The organism is Bowmanella denitrificans, assembly GCF_039522935.1.
GTDB classification, from domain to species: domain Bacteria; phylum Pseudomonadota; class Gammaproteobacteria; order Enterobacterales; family Alteromonadaceae; genus Bowmanella; species Bowmanella denitrificans.
This window is the reverse complement of record NZ_BAAAEI010000030.1, coordinates 1-19,067: the sequence shown is the minus strand read 5'-3', so window position 1 is coordinate 19,067 and position 19,067 is coordinate 1. Positions and strand designations below refer to the sequence as shown.

The 19,067-nt window shown below is 52.7% G+C and carries 19 protein-coding genes; 8 read left to right on the top strand and 11 right to left on the bottom strand.

Going from position 1 to position 19,067, the window contains the following annotated elements; translation table 11 throughout:
- Nucleotides 1-33: 33 nt before the first annotated feature.
- The 8 genes from ABD028_RS21140 to ABD028_RS21105 form a co-directional block, all read right to left on the bottom strand.
- Nucleotides 34-702: a DUF4097 family beta strand repeat-containing protein gene (locus tag ABD028_RS21140; RefSeq protein WP_343847365.1), complete on the bottom strand. Its 669-nt coding sequence runs from the start codon at nt 700-702 to the stop codon at nt 34-36.
- A 298-nt stretch (nt 703-1,000) separates the two neighbouring features.
- Nucleotides 1,001-2,746 carry an LVIVD repeat-containing protein gene (locus tag ABD028_RS21135; RefSeq protein WP_343847364.1) on the bottom strand — a complete coding sequence of 582 codons (1,746 nt, stop codon included), beginning with the start codon at nt 2,744-2,746 and terminating at the stop codon, nt 1,001-1,003.
- A gap of 14 nt (nt 2,747-2,760) precedes the next feature.
- Nucleotides 2,761-3,756, bottom strand: coding sequence for an amidohydrolase family protein (locus tag ABD028_RS21130; RefSeq protein WP_343847363.1), 996 nt, complete (start codon nt 3,754-3,756; stop codon nt 2,761-2,763).
- Nucleotides 3,757-3,765: 9 nt separating this feature from the next.
- Entirely contained in the window at nt 3,766-4,281 is a 516-nt protein-coding gene (locus ABD028_RS21125; RefSeq protein ID WP_102797693.1) for a 3-hydroxyanthranilate 3,4-dioxygenase, read from the bottom strand.
- Between the two features lies 1 nt (nt 4,282).
- Entirely contained in the window at nt 4,283-4,726 is a 444-nt protein-coding gene (locus tag ABD028_RS21120; RefSeq protein WP_343847362.1) for a RidA family protein, read from the bottom strand.
- Nucleotide 4,727: 1 nt separating this feature from the next.
- The gene (locus ABD028_RS21115; RefSeq protein WP_343847361.1) at nt 4,728-5,510 is read right to left on the bottom strand and encodes a 2-keto-4-pentenoate hydratase; all 783 of its coding nucleotides are present in this window, start codon (nt 5,508-5,510) and stop codon (nt 4,728-4,730) included.
- Nucleotides 5,511-5,519: 9 nt separating this feature from the next.
- On the bottom strand, nt 5,520-6,317 hold the full coding sequence (gene mhpD / locus ABD028_RS21110) for a 2-keto-4-pentenoate hydratase (protein ID WP_343847360.1): 798 nt from the start codon (nt 6,315-6,317) through the stop codon (nt 5,520-5,522).
- A gap of 9 nt (nt 6,318-6,326) precedes the next feature.
- Nucleotides 6,327-7,787 carry a 2-hydroxymuconic semialdehyde dehydrogenase gene (locus ABD028_RS21105; RefSeq protein ID WP_102797696.1) on the bottom strand — a complete coding sequence of 487 codons (1,461 nt, stop codon included), beginning with the start codon at nt 7,785-7,787 and terminating at the stop codon, nt 6,327-6,329.
- Nucleotides 7,788-8,089: 302 nt separating this feature from the next.
- On the opposite strand from ABD028_RS21105, the gene ABD028_RS21100 reads away from it, so the two are divergent.
- Nucleotides 8,090-9,037, top strand: coding sequence for a LysR family transcriptional regulator (locus ABD028_RS21100; protein ID WP_343847359.1), 948 nt, complete (start codon nt 8,090-8,092; stop codon nt 9,035-9,037).
- A gap of 512 nt (nt 9,038-9,549) precedes the next feature.
- On the opposite strand, the gene ABD028_RS21095 is transcribed toward ABD028_RS21100, so the two are convergent.
- Complete coding sequence (locus ABD028_RS21095; protein WP_343847358.1) at nt 9,550-11,781, bottom strand: TonB-dependent receptor domain-containing protein; 2,232 nt, start codon at nt 11,779-11,781, stop codon at nt 9,550-9,552.
- Between the two features lie 190 nt (nt 11,782-11,971).
- Between ABD028_RS21095 and ABD028_RS21090 the strand changes: the two genes are divergently transcribed.
- Together ABD028_RS21090 and ABD028_RS21085 are read left to right on the top strand one after the other, a co-directional pair.
- Nucleotides 11,972-12,838 (top strand): kinase, encoded by an 867-nt coding sequence (locus ABD028_RS21090; protein WP_343847357.1) that lies wholly within the window; start codon nt 11,972-11,974, stop codon nt 12,836-12,838.
- Nucleotides 12,822-13,475, top strand: a complete 654-nt coding sequence (locus ABD028_RS21085) for a UPF0149 family protein (protein ID WP_343847356.1) — start codon at nt 12,822-12,824, stop codon at nt 13,473-13,475. The genes ABD028_RS21090 and ABD028_RS21085 overlap by 17 nt, the downstream gene beginning before the upstream one ends.
- Here the strand turns inward: ABD028_RS21085 and ABD028_RS21080 are convergent.
- A complete protein-coding gene (locus ABD028_RS21080; RefSeq protein ID WP_102797701.1) occupies nt 13,447-14,082 on the bottom strand; it encodes a response regulator transcription factor in 636 nt (211 codons plus the stop codon). The two genes, ABD028_RS21085 and ABD028_RS21080, sit on opposite strands and share 29 nt — an antisense overlap.
- 2 nt (nt 14,083-14,084) lie before the next feature.
- On the bottom strand, nt 14,085-15,221 hold the full coding sequence (locus tag ABD028_RS21075) for a sensor histidine kinase (RefSeq protein WP_343847355.1): 1,137 nt from the start codon (nt 15,219-15,221) through the stop codon (nt 14,085-14,087).
- 147 nt (nt 15,222-15,368) lie between these two features.
- Here ABD028_RS21075 and ABD028_RS21070 point away from each other — a divergent pair, with 147 nt between their 5' ends.
- The 5 genes from ABD028_RS21070 to ABD028_RS21050 all read left to right on the top strand — a co-directional run bounded on the left by ABD028_RS21070 (nt 15,369) and on the right by ABD028_RS21050 (nt 18,745).
- Entirely contained in the window at nt 15,369-16,145 is a 777-nt protein-coding gene (locus ABD028_RS21070; protein ID WP_343847354.1) for a MipA/OmpV family protein, read from the top strand.
- A gap of 2 nt (nt 16,146-16,147) precedes the next feature.
- Nucleotides 16,148-16,798 carry a hypothetical protein gene (locus ABD028_RS21065; RefSeq protein ID WP_343847353.1) on the top strand — a complete coding sequence of 217 codons (651 nt, stop codon included), beginning with the start codon at nt 16,148-16,150 and terminating at the stop codon, nt 16,796-16,798.
- Between the two features lie 60 nt (nt 16,799-16,858).
- A complete protein-coding gene (locus ABD028_RS21060) occupies nt 16,859-17,494 on the top strand; it encodes a TonB family protein (RefSeq protein WP_343847352.1) in 636 nt (211 codons plus the stop codon).
- A 128-nt stretch (nt 17,495-17,622) separates the two neighbouring features.
- A complete protein-coding gene (locus ABD028_RS21055) occupies nt 17,623-18,180 on the top strand; it encodes an RNA polymerase sigma factor (RefSeq protein ID WP_343847351.1) in 558 nt (185 codons plus the stop codon).
- Complete coding sequence (locus ABD028_RS21050; RefSeq protein WP_343847350.1) at nt 18,170-18,745, top strand: hypothetical protein; 576 nt, start codon at nt 18,170-18,172, stop codon at nt 18,743-18,745. The genes ABD028_RS21055 and ABD028_RS21050 overlap by 11 nt, the downstream gene beginning before the upstream one ends.
- The last annotated feature ends 322 nt before the right edge of the window (nt 18,746-19,067 follow it).

Below are 19,067 nucleotides of genomic sequence, written 5' to 3'. Positions count from 1 at the left end.
GTCTGCTTGGCGGGCCTGGCCCGCCTTTTTTGCCTATTTATCGTTGTAGCGGCGCTCGACTTTGTCTTGCATTGCCGGGTTTTCCAGCTTCAGGCGTACCGGTTTTTCCAGAATAATACGACCGTCAATGCGTACCGCTTTTTCCACCAGCAGGGTGGGTTCTTCGTCACTGTTCCAGTCCCAGCCCTGGTCACGACGGCGTTCAAACACCACATCACCTTTAATATAGGTGTCGCCACGTAACTTAATATCGCCGTTTAAGGTTTGCAGGTCCTTGCCCACTTCAGCGTCAAGTAACAGGATATCGCCATTCACGGTACTGATGTCGCCGCCCACCCGAGCGCCTTTTTGCAGCTCAATGCGGCCATTTACCGTTTGTAAATCGTCATGGGCCTGCAGGTTATGACCGGCAGTGATGCTGCCATTCACCGTTTCCGCTTCTTCAATCACCACATTGTCGCCAAGCTCAATGCCGCCATTAACGGTACTGACATCACCGGCCTGGCTGCGATGGCCAATATCGATACCGCCATTGACGGTGCTTAAGTCGCCTACCTGACGATCATTGCCAATATCGATACCACCAAATACCGTGCTGGCATTGCCATGTTCATCGGCATCGCCGCCGACATGAATAATACAGCCGGACAGTAAGCTGACACTGAACAGGGGTACAAGCAGAGCGAGGGTGTGTTTTTTCATTTTGGTTATCCGTATTTGCAGTAATAACGACTAGCAGCAAAAACCTGGCCAGTAAGTTAACTTATTGTTTTAAATTGATAATATTTTTATTGGTGAGATTTTGTGCTGCGCATCGCACCACTTTTTAGTGAGTTTGGCAATCTGCCCGGGTTCGTTCCTTTGCTGGGCTAACGTTGCTAATCCCTACTCTGACAGGCTGCCACCGTCGGACTCAAGTCCGACCCACTGCGAGGCTCTAACAACAGAATACAATTTTTTGTCTACTTAGAAAAAAGGGAGCCCAGCGGCTCCCTTAAGATTAATTACCCTTAGGCGGCCAGGCCTGCTTCGGTGGGGCAAAGCTGGGTTCACCCAAAAGTGGGCTGGACAGGGCATAGAAGCCATGGTTGGTAAACAGCCAGAACAGGTTGCGGTCGTATTCCACATACACAGCGTGGGACAAGTTGCCCATGGCATAGCTGGCGACCTGATCTTCCTTAAAGGGGGGGACAAAGTAAGCGGCAATTTCCGGTTTGTCCGGGTTGCTTACGTCAAACACCTGTAACCCTGCGTTGTAGAAGTTAAACGGCAAGATACCGGCTTTGTGACTTCCCGGCTGATGGTAGGCACCTGTGCGCTTCGGGCCAAAGCTGCCACGACGCTGACAAAAGTCGGTGAAGGCGGCGTCGGCTGGCGGCTTGGGACGAGGCATCACGCCTTTCACTTTGGGATTAGCCGGGTCAGAGACATCAATGATATGGATATCTTTATAGGGCTCATAACAGTCTTCGTTGAGTGGGTAGCCGCTGAAATACACCAGACCGGTTTCCTCTACCTGAGAAACATCCACATAGTCTCCTTCGGTGCCAGCGATATTGGCCGGGAACTTAAGGTTGCTGACCACTTTCATATTGGACGGATCGCTGATATCCACCACCACAAAACCTAACCCGCCCATGGCACCATAACCATATTTGCCGCCTTGAGAAGCCGGTTTGGGAATAAACAACGGCATACGAGAGCCCATCCAGGAGGTACGGTTGCCGGCACGGGGATCGGCTTTAAATACCGCTTCGTGTTCGGGGTCGCCGACGATTTGGCCGGGCAGACCCAGCATATCCAGGAATCTGGGGTTGGTCGGGTCTGACATATCCCAGGCCTGGTACCCGGCGCTGTACAAATCATTTGGGTACTCGGTCAGGCCCCAGCGCTTATCCGGCGCAGCTGACACAAACATAATATCGTCACCAAAATAGGCCGGAATATCCCGCACACCTGAGCCTTGCTGCTGGCCGATGGGGGCATCCGGATGCAGGATGTCGGTGCTGCGCTGGGCAATCAGTTTCCAGTCTTTGGGCAATGGCCCGTTCATTTCATAGACCTTAAAGCCTTTGAGATGATTGGCGTGGCGAATGGCCTCGACTTTGTCCGGCTGGCGGTATTTATCGCGCAGCAAACCAAAGCGACGAATTTCAAAGGACTGCACCATCACATACTTACCCAGCTTTTTGCTCCACTGGATGCTGGCGGCGCCCATCATATCGTCTTCAGGATAGGGATTTTGCGCTTCAGCGTCCGGGCCGTTGGCGCCCCAGGTATGGCCCCGGGTCAGTAACAGTTCGACTTTTTTGGGGTTGGTGATGTCGAAAATCTTCAAGTCGCGGCGTACATACTGATACAGGTAACGACGGCCGTCGAAATCGACAATATTCTGCCAGGTATGAAAAGGCTCTACCGTAATAGGGTAGTAAGCTTCCACCTTCATATTCTTGATGTAACTGTTGGGATCCCAGTAATCCAGTTGCCCTTTAAAAGGAAAGGCATCATGGGATTCCGGCGTGGCTTTGGGGTGTACAAAGCTGCCATCGGCCTGCATCCCATAGCTTTCTGGTGCGGGATTGGCCGGGGTGCGGTCGCCCCCCAGCTCGGCCTGGCGTTTAACGATGGGGTCCTGAATATTAATCGGTGTATCCTTGCTGATATCCCAGGGGCTGGCCAGCAAACCCGAGCTGAATATCAGCGCGGCGGCGATAGCACTCAGCGGGAGCCTTGTGTAGTTGTGCATGTCGCTCTCCGTTATTAATTAAGGTTAAAAAACTCAGCGGCGTTGTCCGCCAAAATACGTTGCTTGGTGTGCTGGCCCAGGCCATCGTGGCTTTTTACCAGCTCGCCGATGACCTGTTCACCCAGCGGAAAGGGGTAGTCAGAGCCCAGCATCACCCGCTCTTCGCCCATGGTTTTCACCAGCAGGGCCAGGGCGTCAGGGTGAAATACCGCAGAGTCCACATAGAATCTGTCCATATAGCTGGAGGGCAGATTGGGGCAGTCTTCACGCACGATGTCGCGGTGCTTCCAGGCGTTGTCCACCCGGCCGATCAGATAGGGGAAACTGCCGCCACCATGGGCAAAGCAGATTTTCAGGCTGCGGGGCAGACGCTCAAAGGCACCGGATAAGATCAGGGACAGAATCGACAGTTGCGTTTCGGCCGGCATGGCCACCAGCCAGGGCAGCATATATTTGGGCATGCGTTCCGGCGCCATCATATCCCAGGGGTGAATCAACACCGGTGCGCCGATATCGGCACAGTGGTGCAGGAAGGTGACAATACCTTCATCATCCAGATTCTTCAGGCCCACATGGTTACCGATTTGTACGCCCACATGACCATTGGCCATACAGCGTGACACTTCGGCGCAGGCGGCATCAATATCCTGCATGGGTACCTGACACAGGGCTTTTAAGCGCTGGTTGTCCGGGGTGCAAAGCTCCAGCGCCTGATCGTTCAGCCAGGCCGCCAGTGCCAGTGCCTGTTCCACCGGCCGGTGATAAGCAAAAAGGACCGGGGTAGCACACATAAGCTGCGTGTCGATACCCAGTGTGTCCATATCGGCCAGACGCTTATGGCTGTCCCAGCAGGCATGGGTAATTGGCCGGAACAGCTTACCGTCAATCAGAATATCGGCCTGTTCGGCATTTTTATGCACCACTTGTGGCCAGCCCGGACTGTTATAACGTGCGGCAAAATCCGGCAGACTGGCCGGAAAAAAATGCGCGTGCATATCGATTAACTTCATGGCCAACTCCTATTTGCCGGGGTGCAATTCGCCACAGGCACTGCAGGTGCGTAATTGCGCATTTTCCTGAAAGGCTTTAAACAGCGGGGGCAAGTCTTTAACGATGGACTTCAGCTCGACCTGCACTTCATGCAGCAGATGGTTGCAACTCAGACAATACCAGCGGAACGCATCTTTCTTTCCATCGGGACGTTTGGGTTCAATCACCAGGCACAGGCTGCCAGCTTCCGGGCGCTGCGGAGAATGGGGCACATAAGGCGGTAACAGAAATACATCACCTTCTTTGAGCTCAAGCCGGTATGGGCCGTCGTCGCCCATAATGTTGAGATAGGCATTGCCTTTCATCTGGTAAAAGAACTCTTCCACCGGATCGACATGGTAATCAAAACGCTGGTTTGGCCCGCCCACCACGGTGCACATCAGGTCTGCGTCTTCCCAGATCAGTGCGTTATTGACCGGCGGCTGCAGCTTGTCTTGATTGTCATCCAGCCACTTTTGGAAGTTGAAAGCTTTAAGTTGCGTCATGTTAATTCTCCTTGATGGTGGCTGACTCTGTCAGTGGCTTATACGCCACCGCCTTGATTTCAATCAGCAGATGCGGATGAGGTAACTGATGCACCGCCACCGTAGTACGGGTCGGACCGTTAGCATCGAAATATTCGCTGTACACCTGATTGTAAGGACCAAAATCGTTCATATTGACCAGAAAGGTGCTGATTTCCACCAAATCTGCCAATGACGCCCCTTCAGCGGCCAGAATATCGCCGATGTTGTCGATAACCGCCCGGGTCTGGGCACGGATATCCAGATTGGTGGTGCCCATGGCGTCCACCTCGGCCCCAACGATACTGTTGTCAGGCAGGCGGGAGCTGGTGCCAGACACAAACAAAAAGTCGCCTGCCCGTTTAATATGCGGGAATTTGCCCCGCGGTGTGGCTTTACCGCTGACTAGGGTTGCACGCTTGGTCATATTATTCTCCTGCCTGTAAGTGCACCTGGCCCATGCTGCTGGTATGCAAACAAACATGGTCAGCGACATTCAACGGGTGTGCTGCGGTGGCCGCGCCGGCCAGCACGATCCAGCCCGCTTCCAGACAAATATCGGATTCTGCTGCCAGGCGCGCCGCTTCCACCAGCGAGCGCCAGGGATTACCGAGAATGGCTGAGGATGAGCCGATTTGCACCGGTTTACCGTTGATTTCCATCACCATGGCCTGGTTGCTGATATCCAGTTTGGGAGAACACCACTGGCCCAGCACAAAGCCTGACGACGAGGAGTTATCCGCCACCACATCGGCCAGTGAAAACTTAAAATTGGCGTAACGTGAGTCAATAATTTCCAGCGCCGGGGCCACCGCGTCTACCGCACTCATGGCTTCCAACAGGCTAACTTTGCCTTTCAGGGTTTTATTCAGACGAAAAGCGATTTCCGGCTCAATTCTGGGGTGAATAAAGCGCTGCATCGACACGCTGTCGCCTTCCACCAGTTGCATGCTGCTGGTCAAACGGCCCCAAATCAGGTCGTCTACCCCCATCTGCAGCATTTTGGCACGGCTGGTAAAACCCATTTTAATGCCTAGCAGCTTTTCACTGCGACTCATGCGCTTTTCAATGCCAGCCGCCTGAATCTGATAGGCCTGCTTCAGGCCGATTTCAGGATAATCCAGACTAAGCTGAGGCGTGGCCTGACTATTGAGCATGGCCTTATCCAGAATATCGGCCATTTGCCCGGTTTGATGTTGTTTGCTGTCCACAGGCGCTCCTTAATTGGTACCGAAACTGGCACGTACCGAGCCCAGTCCGCTAATTTCACAATCAAATACATCCCCGGCCTGCACTGGCACCATGGGCCCCAGCGCGCCGGTTAAAATGGTATCGCCGGCGCGCAGCGGCTGGCCATGGCGCACCATGGTTTTTGCCAGCCACAAGGCCGCACTTAATGGATGGCCAAGACAGGCCACCCCGGCTCCGGTGGACACCGGTTCGCCGCGACGGCTTAACGTCATACCACAGAGTTTCAGGTCAACCTGGCTGAGCAAGGTTGGTTTTCCCCCCAACACATATAAACCGCTTGAGGCGTTGTCGGCCACAGTATCCACAATGCGAATGTCCCAATTGGCAACCCGGCTGCCAACCACTTCCAGGGCTGGCAGGGCAAAAGCGGTGGCGCGTAGCAAATCCGCCAGGGTGGGCTGTTCCATGGCCAGGTCCTGTTCCAGTACCAGTGCCACTTCGGCTTCTATTTTTGGCTGCAATACCGCAGCAAAAGGGATTTCTTCGCCTTCGGCGATGGCCATATCGGCAAACAAGGCGCCAAAGTCCGGCTGGTCTACCCCAAGTTGGGTTTGCACTACCTTGGAGGTCAGACCGATTTTACGCCCCACCAGGCGGCGGCCCTGCTCCTGCCAATATTGGCTGTTGAGCTGTTGTACCCGATAGGCGCTGTCCAGATCACTGTCTGCCAGTAAGGTTCTGACCGGGGCGCAGGGCTGGCCGGATTGATGGGCCTGGCGCAACTGCAAGGCAGCACGTAGTTCAGCGTCAGTGGCTTGTGATTGCATAATGTCCTCTTACAGCTTGATACAGATATTGCTGGGTTCGGCATAGAAATTCAGGGAATGCTGGCCGCCTTCACGACCAATACCTGACATCTTGACCCCACCAAAGGGGGTGCGCAGATCGCGCAGATACCAGGTATTTACCCAGATCATGCCGGCTTCCATTTGCTTGGCGACCCGGTGACCACGGCTGATATCCCGGGTCCAGATTGCGGCTGCCAGGCCGTAGCGACTGTTATTGGCAAGCGCAATGGCCTGCTCTTCAGTATCAAAGGGGCAAATATGTGCAATCGGGCCGAAAATCTCTTCTTTTACGCAGCGTGCCTCTTCGCTAAGGCCGGTAATAAGAGTGGGTTGTACCCAGGCGCCCTGATCGCGTTCATCGCCAAATTCAGGCACACCACCGCCGGTGACAAAGCTGGCCCCTTCTTCGGCCGCCAGTTTGTAATAAGACAGCACCTTGTTGCGGTGCTCAAAGGAGATCAGCGGCCCCATGTCGGTGTCGGCATCCGTGGGCCAGCCAATTTTCATGGCTTCGGCTTTTTGCTTTAGTGCTGCGACAAAGCGTTCGAAGATAGGGCGCTGCACATAGACCCGCTCGGTACAGAGGCAAACCTGGCCACCGTTGGTGAAAACAGAACGGGCCGTACCTTGCACTGCGGCATCAAAATCGGCGTCGTCAAAAATAATCGCCGCATTCTTGCCACCCAGTTCAAAAGACAGGGGTTTAACATGTTCTGCCGCTGCGCGCATAATGGCGCTGCCGGTACGGGATTCACCGGTAAAGGTAATAGCGTCAATGTGTGCATGGCTGGTGAGATATTCGCCTGCTGAATTAGGGCCAAAGCCATGGATCAGGTTGAATACCCCAGGCGGGATACCCGCTTCATGCATCACTTCTGCCAGTAAGGTCGCGCTGGACGGCGTCTCTTCCGACGGTTTGGCGACGATACAGTTGCCCGCCGCCAGTGCCGGTGCCAGCTTCCAGGTCAGCAGTAATAGCGGCAGATTCCAGGGTGCGATAACCGCCACCACGCCCAGGGGTTTAGGCAGGCTGTAGTTCAGTGCCCCTTTACCATCCGGTGTGTCGGTATGAAAACACTCACTACCGGCGGTTTTAACCATATCGGCAAACACCCGAAAATTGGCTGCTCCGCGCGGGATATCAATACTGGAGGCCTGTTGCAGGGATTTACCGGTATCGCGCATTTCAGCGGCCACAAACTCATCAAAGCGCTCTTCAATACCGTCGGCGACTTTGTGTAACAGGGCGGCGCGCTGCTGCACCGACATGTTGCCCCAGGGACCCTGCAAGGCCGCTTTGGCCGCCATAACGGCCTGATTGACCTGCTTCTTATCGGCTTCGGCCACCTGACAAATACGCTGGCCGTTAACCGGATTGATATTGTCAAAACGCTTGCTGCTGTCGACAAATTCGCCGGCGATATAGTGATGCAAAATACTCGATGTCATTCCTGATTCTCTGGTGGCTGCAAGACGCAGAGCTGAGACTTGGAATGACTTTACAGGCCGTTAACATAATACAAAAATAGAATTTACCGACTTGGATATAAGATAAAAGTTATACCTCCTGGCCCGCTGGCGCAGGCAGGGGTGTAACAGAGAAGAATCATCAGGAATTGAAATTGAGTATTTCTTATCCAGCTAAAACTGTGGTAAGACATAATAAAAGGGTTGGCAAATTCACATTGTTATAGCTTTTCACTGATAACAAATACGCACCGCTGATCGTAAAAATCACTGAGATCCTGAACATGACACCAGAAAAACTGCAACGCGATATGGTTGCCCGCATGAAGCTCAAACACCTGAAACTACTGGTAACGGTGGGCGAGCAGTGCAATATTTTTAAGGCCGCACAGCTGATGAATATGGCTCAGCCTGCCGCCACCAAGATTATCCGAGACATAGAATCGGCTTATGAACTGACCTTATTCGAGCGTTCGTCCCGCGGTGTGGTGCCCACCCTGTACGGCGAGGTACTGATCAAACATGCCAAACTGGTACTGTCGCAAATCAAACATGTCAGCGAGGAGCTTACCTCTTTGCAAGGCGGGTTGTCCGGCCATGTCACGGTAGGCACCTTGATCACCGCCAGTTTAACCCTGCTACCCAAGGCATTGGTGCGACTGCGCGCCGAGCGACCCAATATTTCCGTGACGGTGGTGGAAGGTACCCAGGATGTGCTGTTGCCCAATCTGGTACAGGGCGATCTGGATCTGGTGGTGGGCAGGATCCCGGAGCACCAGGACTATGACGGCTTAACCTCCATCGAACTGTATGAAGAACCCACCATGATCGTGGCGCGGGCCGGTCACCCGCTGAGTAATCGCGGGATACTGAGCCTGGAAGACCTGTTACAGGAAGACTGGATCCTGCCGTCACCACAGACCTACCTGCGCCGCGAACTGGATCAGAACTTCCGGGATCAGGGCCTGCCCTCGCCTGCACCGGTGGTAGAGTCGGTATCGGTGCTGACCAACCGTACCCTGCTGCGTGAAACCGATATGATCGCCGCGATGCCTTATCAGATCTTTCGTACTTACGAGCAGCTCGGCGAATTATGCCGTTTACCGGTGCCGGCCCTGGCGCGCAAAGGGCCGGTGGGCATTACCATGCGTACCGAAGGCGGTCTGACGCCGGCGGCGGCCTGCTTGGTCGACGATCTGAAACTGGTGGCTGCCGAGATCACAGAAAGCTGAGCTTGCTGGCAAAGTAATTGAATTGCCTGGCTTTTAGCCAGATCCGCCAGGATCCTTATGGCCGGTAAGGATCTTATCATCATGGCTATTGATCTTATAATTCAACCACATGCGAAATACTGAGCAGCCTTGGCCACTTACCTGTGGATTATTTTTTGATTTAATGGATTAAAACTTAAGCACTGTCACCAGATTGAATCTTTCGGCTCGCCGTTAATGCCGCAAAACTATCTGAAATCCCCGGATATAACGGCTGTTCACTTTGTTTTATTGTGCAAAAAGCATGTTATTCAGGTACAAAAGTTATGCACCGTTTTGCACAATGCCTGTGGAAAAAACTGTGTTTTATTTTGAAGAAAATGCTTAAAGCACCGTAAAAGCCGTGATTGCAATCAGTGCCAGACAGGTCTTAATACCTTGATCCTGAGGGATCCTTAACGCAGATCAGGATCGCAAAAACAATAAGGGATCCACTTGGGATCCCTTACAAAACATCAGCTTCAGGAGCTTGCTTAGAAACGTCCTTTCACCCCAAAGCGCACAGAACGACCTGGCAGCGGGGCAACGTCCTTAAGGAAAGACGAATGCACCCTGGCTTCTTCATCGGTGAGGTTGTCGCCTTTCAGGAACAGGGTGATATCGGCCAGATCCGTGGGCAGATAGTAATTGACGCTGGCAGACACCAAAGTGTAGCCGTCGGTTGCGGTTTCATAGTTGGCGTATTTGTCTTGCTTGCTGTAACGGGTTGCACCGGCTTCTGCATGCCACCTGTCGTATTCAAAGTGCAGGGCCGCACCAACACGCAGGGGCGGAATGCGCGGCACGTTAGTACCGTCATCCAATTTAGCCCTTGTGTAATCGGTAAAGGCATCTACCCGCCAGTTATCGGCAAAGTGCCAGTCCACCTCGGCTTCAAAGCCATACAGCTTGGCATCCTGCTGTGCAAACAGGAACACCGGCAGGTCATCACCATGCTCATGTTCGTGCTCATCATGGGTTTCTTCGCCAGCAGGCTCGTCATCATGATGGTGCAGATGGCCGTCGCTGATCACCAGACCGGTATCCTGCTGGAAGATGTAGTTGTCTACATGGTTGTAGAACAGGCTGACCGACGCATGCCACTGCTCGGCATGATAGCGGTAGCTGACATCCAGGTTATTGGACACTTCTTTGTCCATTTTGGCCTCGGCCTGTTCCAGAATATGCTCATCGTCATGCTCGTGGATAGCAAAACCGCCGCCGACCTCATAGGTGCCGGTGCCGATATGCGGGCCATTGGCGAAAATTTCCGAAGCAGACGGAGCGCGCTGGGAAAACGCATAGTTAAACGCCAGCGACTGATGCTCATCCAGGGTCCAAACCACGCCGGCTGACGCACTCAGGCTGGTATAGCGCTGCTGGTCAAAATGAATCTCGTGGTGTTGTTCTTCGCCTTCATCATCATGTTCTTCGTGCTCGTGAGCCAGGGCATCAAAGAAGCGGTTGTCGGCCTGATGACGCACCTTTTCCAAGCGTAAGCCAAGTTGCCACAACAGATCACCGCTGCGTTTCTCTTCCAGCACAAACATGGCCAGGCTCTGGCTGTCGGTTGGTGGGGTAAAGGCTTCCTCACCGGTGGCCGAAAACTCACCATCGTTGTAGTGCAATCCCACGACCCCTTCCCAACCAAACAGCGGCTGATGTTCGGCCCACAGGCGTGATTCCAGCGTATCGTTTTTAAAGGTGGTACCGACCTGCCCGTCTTCTATTTCGCTGTGCTGATAGTCGGTATAACCACTGTGCCAATGCACCGCCTGGAACGGGCCCGATAAATTCATCCAATCGGCCACAGCCTGGAATCTGTCCTGCTTAAGGCTGGCATACACGGATTCTTCGTTGTGGTTGGCTTCTTCGTGCTCGCCTTCCTCATGTTCATGCTCATGGGAATGACCAGGTACGCCATAGTCGGATTCCAAACGACCATAAGACAGAGCCAGGCGGAAATCGTCGGTAATCCAGCCGCTGCCCAGGGTAAAGCCCTGGGCATCTATGGCTGAATTTTGCAGGTAGCCGCTGGGCTCTTCATGTTCTTCTTGCTGGCCGTCGCCGTCATGATGCAATTCGGCCTCGCCGGGGATCTCAAAATTGTCGGTTTTGCGACTAAAGGCATCCAGGTGCCAGGCGAAGTTGCCAGCCCCACCATTCAGATCGGTAGAGACGCTTTTCTCGTTGGACACCGTGTCATAAAAACCCATCACTTCGCCGCTCAGGCCGTCCTGGGTTTGCTGCGGCAAGCGGTTGTCCACGACGTTGACCACGCCACCAATGGCACCGCTGCCATATAGTAAAGTAGCTGGGCCGCGTAACACCTCAATCTGAGTGGCGGTAGAGGCTTCGGTGGCGACTGCGTGATCAGGCCCCACCCTTGAAGCATCTGACGCATCCAGGCCATTTTGCACTACTTTAATCCTCGGGCCATCCAGGCCACGAATAATCGGGCTGCTGGACACCGGACCAAAGTACGAGCTGTTTACCCCAGGGGTATTTTTCAGGGTTTCACCCAGGGTGGCCGCCTGATTTTGATCCAGCTCTTCGCCACTTAGAATAGATACCGGTGTGGCCGACTCCAATACCGTACGTTTAATCGGTGAAGCATTGATAATAAGTGTTTCAATATCATGTTCATCCTTCTGGGTGGGCTTGTCATCAGCCCAGCCGAATACCGGGAGAAGCGCTAAAAGAACAGGGGATAGGCGTAATTTCATGAGCAAACTGCTTAGACCAAAAACTGGTGACAGTATAACATCTCCAACAACATTCTGGTCAAGGCTGGACCGATGGATACCGTTTAATCTGCGACCAGCGCAACCTTCAGTGGCATTTAATCCCGTCTTCGTTATTACTACACAGAGCAATTTCTGTTGTAATAGATATAAGCGTGTTTCGGATGCCACTATGTTACCCAGCAGCCTTGCTCAACTGACTCAATTACTGGATTTATCCCCACAGGCCTTGCAGCTATTGCATCGTCAATGGTGGCCACTTGCCAGCAGTCTGGCAGTGCGCAATGCCCCGAAAGTACTGGGCATCAATGGCGCACAGGGCAGTGGTAAATCCACCCTGGTGAAATACCTGCAAGCTGTTGTCGCCCAGGAGTTTGGTCTGCAGGTGGCCATTTTATCGCTGGATGACCTGTATTATCCCAAGCCTCACCGCCGCTGGCTGGCCGCCCAGGTGCACCCCTTACTGGCCACCCGCGGGGTACCCGGCACCCATGATATTAATCTGGGTATGGAGATTATTCGCCGTTTTCGTGCCGGGCTGGAGCTTAATCTGCCGCGCTTTGACAAAGCTACAGATGACCGGGCACTGGAAGGCCACTGGCTGCAGGGACCGGTGGATATTCTAATCCTGGAGGGTTGGTGTCTGGGGGCCTTACCGCAGTCACAAGCGCAGCTAAAGACACCAGTGAATGAGCTGGAGGAAAATGAAGACAGCGACGGCAGTTGGCGTCAATACGTCAATACACAACTGGCCGGGGAATATCAGCGCTTGTTTGCCCAGTTGGATAAACTATTGGTGCTGCAAGCACCAGACTGGCAAAGCGTGCAAAGATGGCGTGCCGAACAAGAGCAAAAGCTCATCGCGCGCCGTGGTCAGGGTATGAGTAAACAGGCGCTTGCACGCTTTATGCAGCATTATCAGCGCCTGACCTGCCACCAGCTGCATGCACCGCCGCCAAACGCCCAGCTTTATCTGCTGGATCCTGCGCGTCAGGTGCAAAACCAACCAGGACAACCAAGCTATGACTGGCAAATCTGAGTCTCAGCATCGCGCCCTGCTGCAATTGTGTGAGGATTTGCCGCAGCACTTACGGGCCGCACACGAAGTGGAGGGACTGATTTTCGCCGTTTGTGCCGCCCCGCAAATTCCCCCGCCTCAGCAATGGATGCCCTGGGTATTGATCAGCGCTGAAGATCTGCAGCCCAACCAGGCAGAACAGTTAACCCAGGTATTAATGGACAGCTTTAAACATGGGCTTGGCAAGATGCGCGATGAAGGACCATTGTTGCCGGATATTTGCCGTTATCATCAGGGCCTGACCATAGAAGACCCGTTAAGCCAATGGATGAGTGGCTGTCTGCTGGGCCACCAACACCTGCATAGCACCTGGCAACAGGCCTGGACAGCGATGCAAAAGCAGAATCAGCAGTATGCGCCGCAAGCCGCCAGCGAACTGAGCCACCTGCTCAGGCTGTTCAGTACTTTTGCCAATGTACCGCTGGCCCTGCAACAGGCTGCCGATAAGGGTAATAGCGGACTGGCAGAGCAGTTGGACGCCATAGCGCAAACTCTGCCCCGCGCGCTGAGTCAATATGTGGCACTGGCCGGTAAGTTAGCTGACTATCTTCCCAATCAGTTTGAAACCTTTATATCAGGCCAAGATCCAGCGCCTTAAGCACGGCACGGGTTCTGTCCCTGACCTCCAGTTTGGCCAGTATCGACGACACCTGATTACGGATAGTGCCTACCGACTTATACAGCGCATCGGCGATTTCATGGTTGGAATAACCGGCCGCCACCAATCGCAGCACTTGCACTTCTATGTCGGTTAACTGTTCAATCAATGCAGTGGGTGAATCTTCGCTGTCTCTGGCTTTCTCCACCCGGCAGGTCACCGCAGGTTGCAACCAGCTTTTGCCCTGGGCCAGATTGAGTATGGCGTTGGTTAGCACCTCAAAGCTGACATCTTTGCGCAAATAGCCTTTGGCCCCCAGCTTAATGCAATCCAATACCAGATCATGGTCATCAAAGGTGGTCAGAATGAGCACCGGCACATGAATGCCTGCGGATTTAAATTGCTGCAGCACATCCAGGCCGGTCACCCTGGGCATACGGATATCCAGTAACAGCACATCGGGTTGGTGCTGGCGCACCAGTGTTTCTGCTGCACTGCCATCATCCGCTTCGGCGACAACATTCAGACCGGGTTTAAGTTGCAGCAGGCTCTTGATGCCTTCACGAACCAGATTCTGGTCGTCTATCAATACTATCCTGACATTCATACTTAGCTATCCGGTACGCTGGCTATCAGACAAAAGCCTGACCCACTATTTTCAAACTGCAGATCGCCATCCAACTTGTTTAAACGCTCACGCATGCCGGACAGACCATGGCCCGCAACCACTTGTTTGTTATTACTGCCATTGTCTGCCACCAGTAACTTTACCACGCCCTGATGTTTGTCCAAGCGCAACCGACAATGGTTGGCATCGCTGTGTTTGAGCACATTAGTGATAGCCTCCTGAGCACAACGAAACAAGGCTTCAGCCACCCTGGCATCGGTAATCACTAAGTCGTCGGCTACTTCCAGTGCAATATCCAGACTGTTCAAATCCTGAATCAGGGTTTGGATGGCAGACGCGATATCCAATTGATTGCTGCGGCGAATATCCGCCACCGCCTCACGCACGTCAGACAGCAATAACTTAGCCAGCTCTTGGGCTCGCTGAATATGTTTTTGTGCCGTATCGCGGCTCAACTGATTCGCCACTTCCAGTTGTATGCTCAGTGCGGTCAAGTGATGACCAAGCACGTCATGCAGATCGCGGGCGATACGTAAGCGCTCATCCCGCCTGGTTGTGGTATGCAGCAAGCTTTGGGTGGCGCGAAGTTCCCGCAATAAATGTGCATTGGCTTCCTTGGCGCGCCGCTCTGCCTCCAGGCGGGTAGAAACCAACAAGGCGAACAGATTCAGGGTGATAAACAATGCGGTATTTACCAATCCATATTCCATTGGCGACCATAAAAAATTTATGGCGGGAATAATCAGACAGATAAGCACACAGATCCAAGGCTTAACAAACAATTCCCCCAAATGCGCCACCAACATAATGCCAAGCACCAGCACCAGTCCATTAGGGAACAGCCACATCAGTGCGAGTAAGCATAAAAACTGCACAAGCGGCCCGATCCACAGAGCGCGTCGCCCTAACAGGCGCTCAAGATATCCAGCCAGAAACAACACCAACAGCAGACAAACAAATGCAATGGCCATGGGATTGGGGGCAAGATAAGACTGAAAATTTGCATCACCGTGCAACCAAAAGTACAAGGTCACGAAGCTGATCACCGTCCAAGTCAGCAGTCCAAGACCAAGCTCAAGCCCGATCACTTTGTATTTTAGTCTGTTGGTTCTTTTCATATTGTCAGTATCGCATACCGCTTGAAGGGCCCGAATAGGGCAAATGTCACGATTCCACCACGAACACTGAGCGCATGACATTTGTCACATGCTGGCATCCATCCGCAAAGCTAACCTGCTCACAATTCAATCATGGAGAGTCTGGCGATGAAAAACTATTTATTCTGGATCACGGTGTTCTTATACCTGGTAAGCGGAGGTTGGGTAAAGGCCGACAACTGGACTTTGTCCGTAGGTGGCGGTGCTATTGTGCATGAGACCCCATGGAAAGATATGCCGGTACAGTATGCCGTATTGCCATACATTGATGCGGAATACGGCCGCTGGCATTTTGGTATGCAAAGCGGCATTTTTCAGTATCGCTTGTCGGATGAACAATGGCCGGTGGCGCTGTCAGCAGGCCTGGATTACCGGGATGAAGGCTATGACAGCATGTTCAACTTTAATGATGACTTGTCAGACGACCCGGTATTTGACGGCTACCATGCACCAGACGGCGAAGTGGCTGCCAGACTGGATATGAACTGGCAGCATCTGAGTGCCACGGTCAGTCAGGATGTGTCTGACAAGTCCAAAGGTACCTCTGCAAGCCTGATCTACATGTATCCGGTATACCAGGGTAATCGTGGTGTGCAGGTAAAACTGGGCGGCGGTTTTCGTTGGTTAAGTGACAAGTATGCCGATTATCTGTACGGCATTAATGGCGACAATATTAATCCGGCGCAGGGCCGTTTTGCCTATCAGGCCGACGCCGCTACCAACTATCAGGCGTCAGTCCAGCTTATCTACCCATTCGCGGCTCAATGGGCGGTAAATGCCCAGCTTACTCATGAACGGCTGGATGACAGCATCAAGCAGAGTCCCTTAGTGGATGTCACCTCTACCACGCAATTTATGTTGTTTGTTACCTACAGGAAATTTTAAGCATGAGAACAATCCTTCTTGCTTCAGCTATGCTGACACTCGGTGCCTGTTCTAGCGAAGATATCGAAACCGCTAACTTTGGCAGCGACTATTACAAAAGCGATTATCAATTAATAAATGCCACCGACCTGGAACTGGACTTCTATATGGCCAATTCCGAGTTGGATGGCGATGAACGCGACCCGTTCAAAGATAAGTACAAGGTAGCTCATCTGGCCAGACTGGAAGAAATCAAGCAGATAAGCCATGAACATAACGTTGAGCGGGAAGTGAGCTTCTATGTACATGCTCCTTACGCCAGTAAAGCCAGCTACAAGGAAGCTCACAAGGTCAAACGTGATCGCCATTATCAGTGGCTGGCCTGGAAATCTGGGGATGCCTTGTCGCATAGCCTGTTTGAGAAGCATGAATCCAATAAGGAAGGCGTGATTAGAGTCAGGCTGTTTGCCACCCAGGCGGATTTGCACGCCAGTCAGAATGACAATCAGCTCACCCTCACCGCAGGCAAAGTATCGGATTTTCAGTCTGTGCAGCAATGTAACGGTGGCCTGAAAATCAATCAGATACCGGTCAACTTATGTGATGCCTCTTTTGGTCGCAGTTACCTGCTAGTGGTTGGTGATCAGGGGCGAATTGCCCTGGCACTGGAATAAATTAACCCTTTTTGCGTCAGTCGGGCGTTTTACTGTTGAAACCACAACGGAGAACACGCCATGCAAAACCGCATAGAACACCAGCCAATGGTTAGCGCCCTGCCTAGGGCGCTAACCATCACGCTGCTGGCCAGCCTGATGACCTTTTCCTTATTTGTGTTAATGGACCAACTGACCCGGGTGGACCAACAGGCCGTGGCCGATACGCCCCCCACAGTAGTGATTGATGCGGTGTTTGAGCCAGAGCCACAGGTGACACATACGAAAAAGGTGCTCCCCCCGCCACCTGAGCCAAGAGTAAAACCCGAAACCCCGCCACTGGCACCGATAGTAGAGAATTTGGATCCGGGTATTAACGAGTTCGTACCGCAACTGGCGCTGAATACAAGAATAAGTGATATGCCAACGCTGGGCATGACAGAAGGGCAAGCAACACCAATGGTACGCTATGATCCTGATTACCCGCTGGAAGCGCTTCGCGACGGTACAGAGGGCTGGGTAAAACTGATGTTTGATATTGACCCTACAGGCCGGGTCGTCAATGTACGGATTGTACAGGCCGAGCCAGCCCGGGTATTTGACCGTGAGGCCAAGCGGGCACTGCTGCGCTGGAAATACAAACCGCAGATTCATAACGGCCAGGCCATCACGCAAGCTGATCAAATTGTACTGTTGTCTTTTAATTTGAGCGAATAGACTGAGGTAAGGGGCTGTTTATCTTGCACCTAAGGTTTTGCCGTTTATCAACCCGTTTGGCAAAACAATGTGACGATTAAACACCCCCTTGGCCGTTTGGTAAAACGGCCATAGCAACAGGGAGCCGTATGTCATTAAGTATTGCGATTAAATCCTTTCTGCACCTTGAGCTGAGCAATGAAGAGCTGATGGGGCGCTATGTACAAAGTGGTGATGCCGCTTTGCTCGCCAGGCTATACGACAATTGTGCCAATGACCTTTATCACTATCTGCTAACTAATTCAGACCCTGAGATGGCCGGGGAGATTGCCCAGCGAGCCTGGTTAAGAGTGATGGAAAAACGTCACTTGTACCACAGCAATGGCCAGTTTAAGGCCTGGTTGTTTACCCTGGCGCGTAATCTGCTAATGGACGAATACCGGCGCATTAAGCGTCAGCCGTTGATGGAAAGCACGGACTTATCTGGCACTTCGACAGGTTACCAGGGTGATATTCAACTGGCATTTAACCAGGCCCTGGCAACCTTGCCTTTTTTACAACGCGAAGCTTTTGTGTTGCAGCAGGAAGGTTTTGGCCTGCAGGACATTGCTGCGATTACTGGCGATAGTCAGGAAGCGATTAAGAGTCGTCTGCGCTATGCCAAAAACCATCTACGCCAACAGCTTGGAGATCACAGTGAAGAATGATCCTTCTCTGGACGCTTTGTACAACAAACGCAAACAAAGCGTCAAAGCGCCAGCCAGCACTCGCAGCTTTATTCTGGCCAAGGCGAAATCAACGCAAGTTCGGGCAAGCTTTAACTTGTGGAACTGGACGTTGGGTGTCAGTCTGTGTGCCGCACTTTTGGTGTTATTTCAATATGTCGGTCTTAGCCACCGGCAGATTCAACCACAATATAATGTCATTCAGGTCCATCGTCTGTATGAAGAAAGTCAGCCGTTAGAGCTGGCCCGCCAGGCCGCCCAGCAAACCCGTATCCAACATGCAGATAATTACGCCAGGTATATGCAAAGCCAGCAGGTACTGGCCACCCATCACAAGCTTAATGCCGAGTTAGTGGAAACCGCGAATGGCTGGGGCCTGCAGACATGCGACCGGGAGTTGGTGCTGCTGACCACGCAATTGGTCAATCAATTACGTAATAATCACCGATTGGAAGCGCAGTTGAAAAAAGGGGATCAGGTGGAGATTGCCTTTGATGCACAGGGCCGTATCCTGACCATAAAACCCACCAGCAAGTTAAACTGCTGATGTGCAATGCCCTGCAGGCGTTGCTGGAAGACTTTGCAAACACCATACATCTGGGCGGTCAAACCAAACCCTCTCGCAAAGACGCTGGGGCGCAGAGAAAACCTCGCAGAAGAACAACACCTTCAACCACTCCGTGCTCTCTGTGGTTTTTGTATTCTGGAAAGATAAGATTTCACCACAGAGACACAGAGGTCACGGAGGAAAGCCGGAGACTTTTTAATCTATGCTCTTGTCAACCAGCCGTTTTCTGCCCCTAGTGTAGTGGCATAGTTAATTTGGCCACCTAATTAGAGCTGCTATGATGCAGTCAGAACTTCATTAG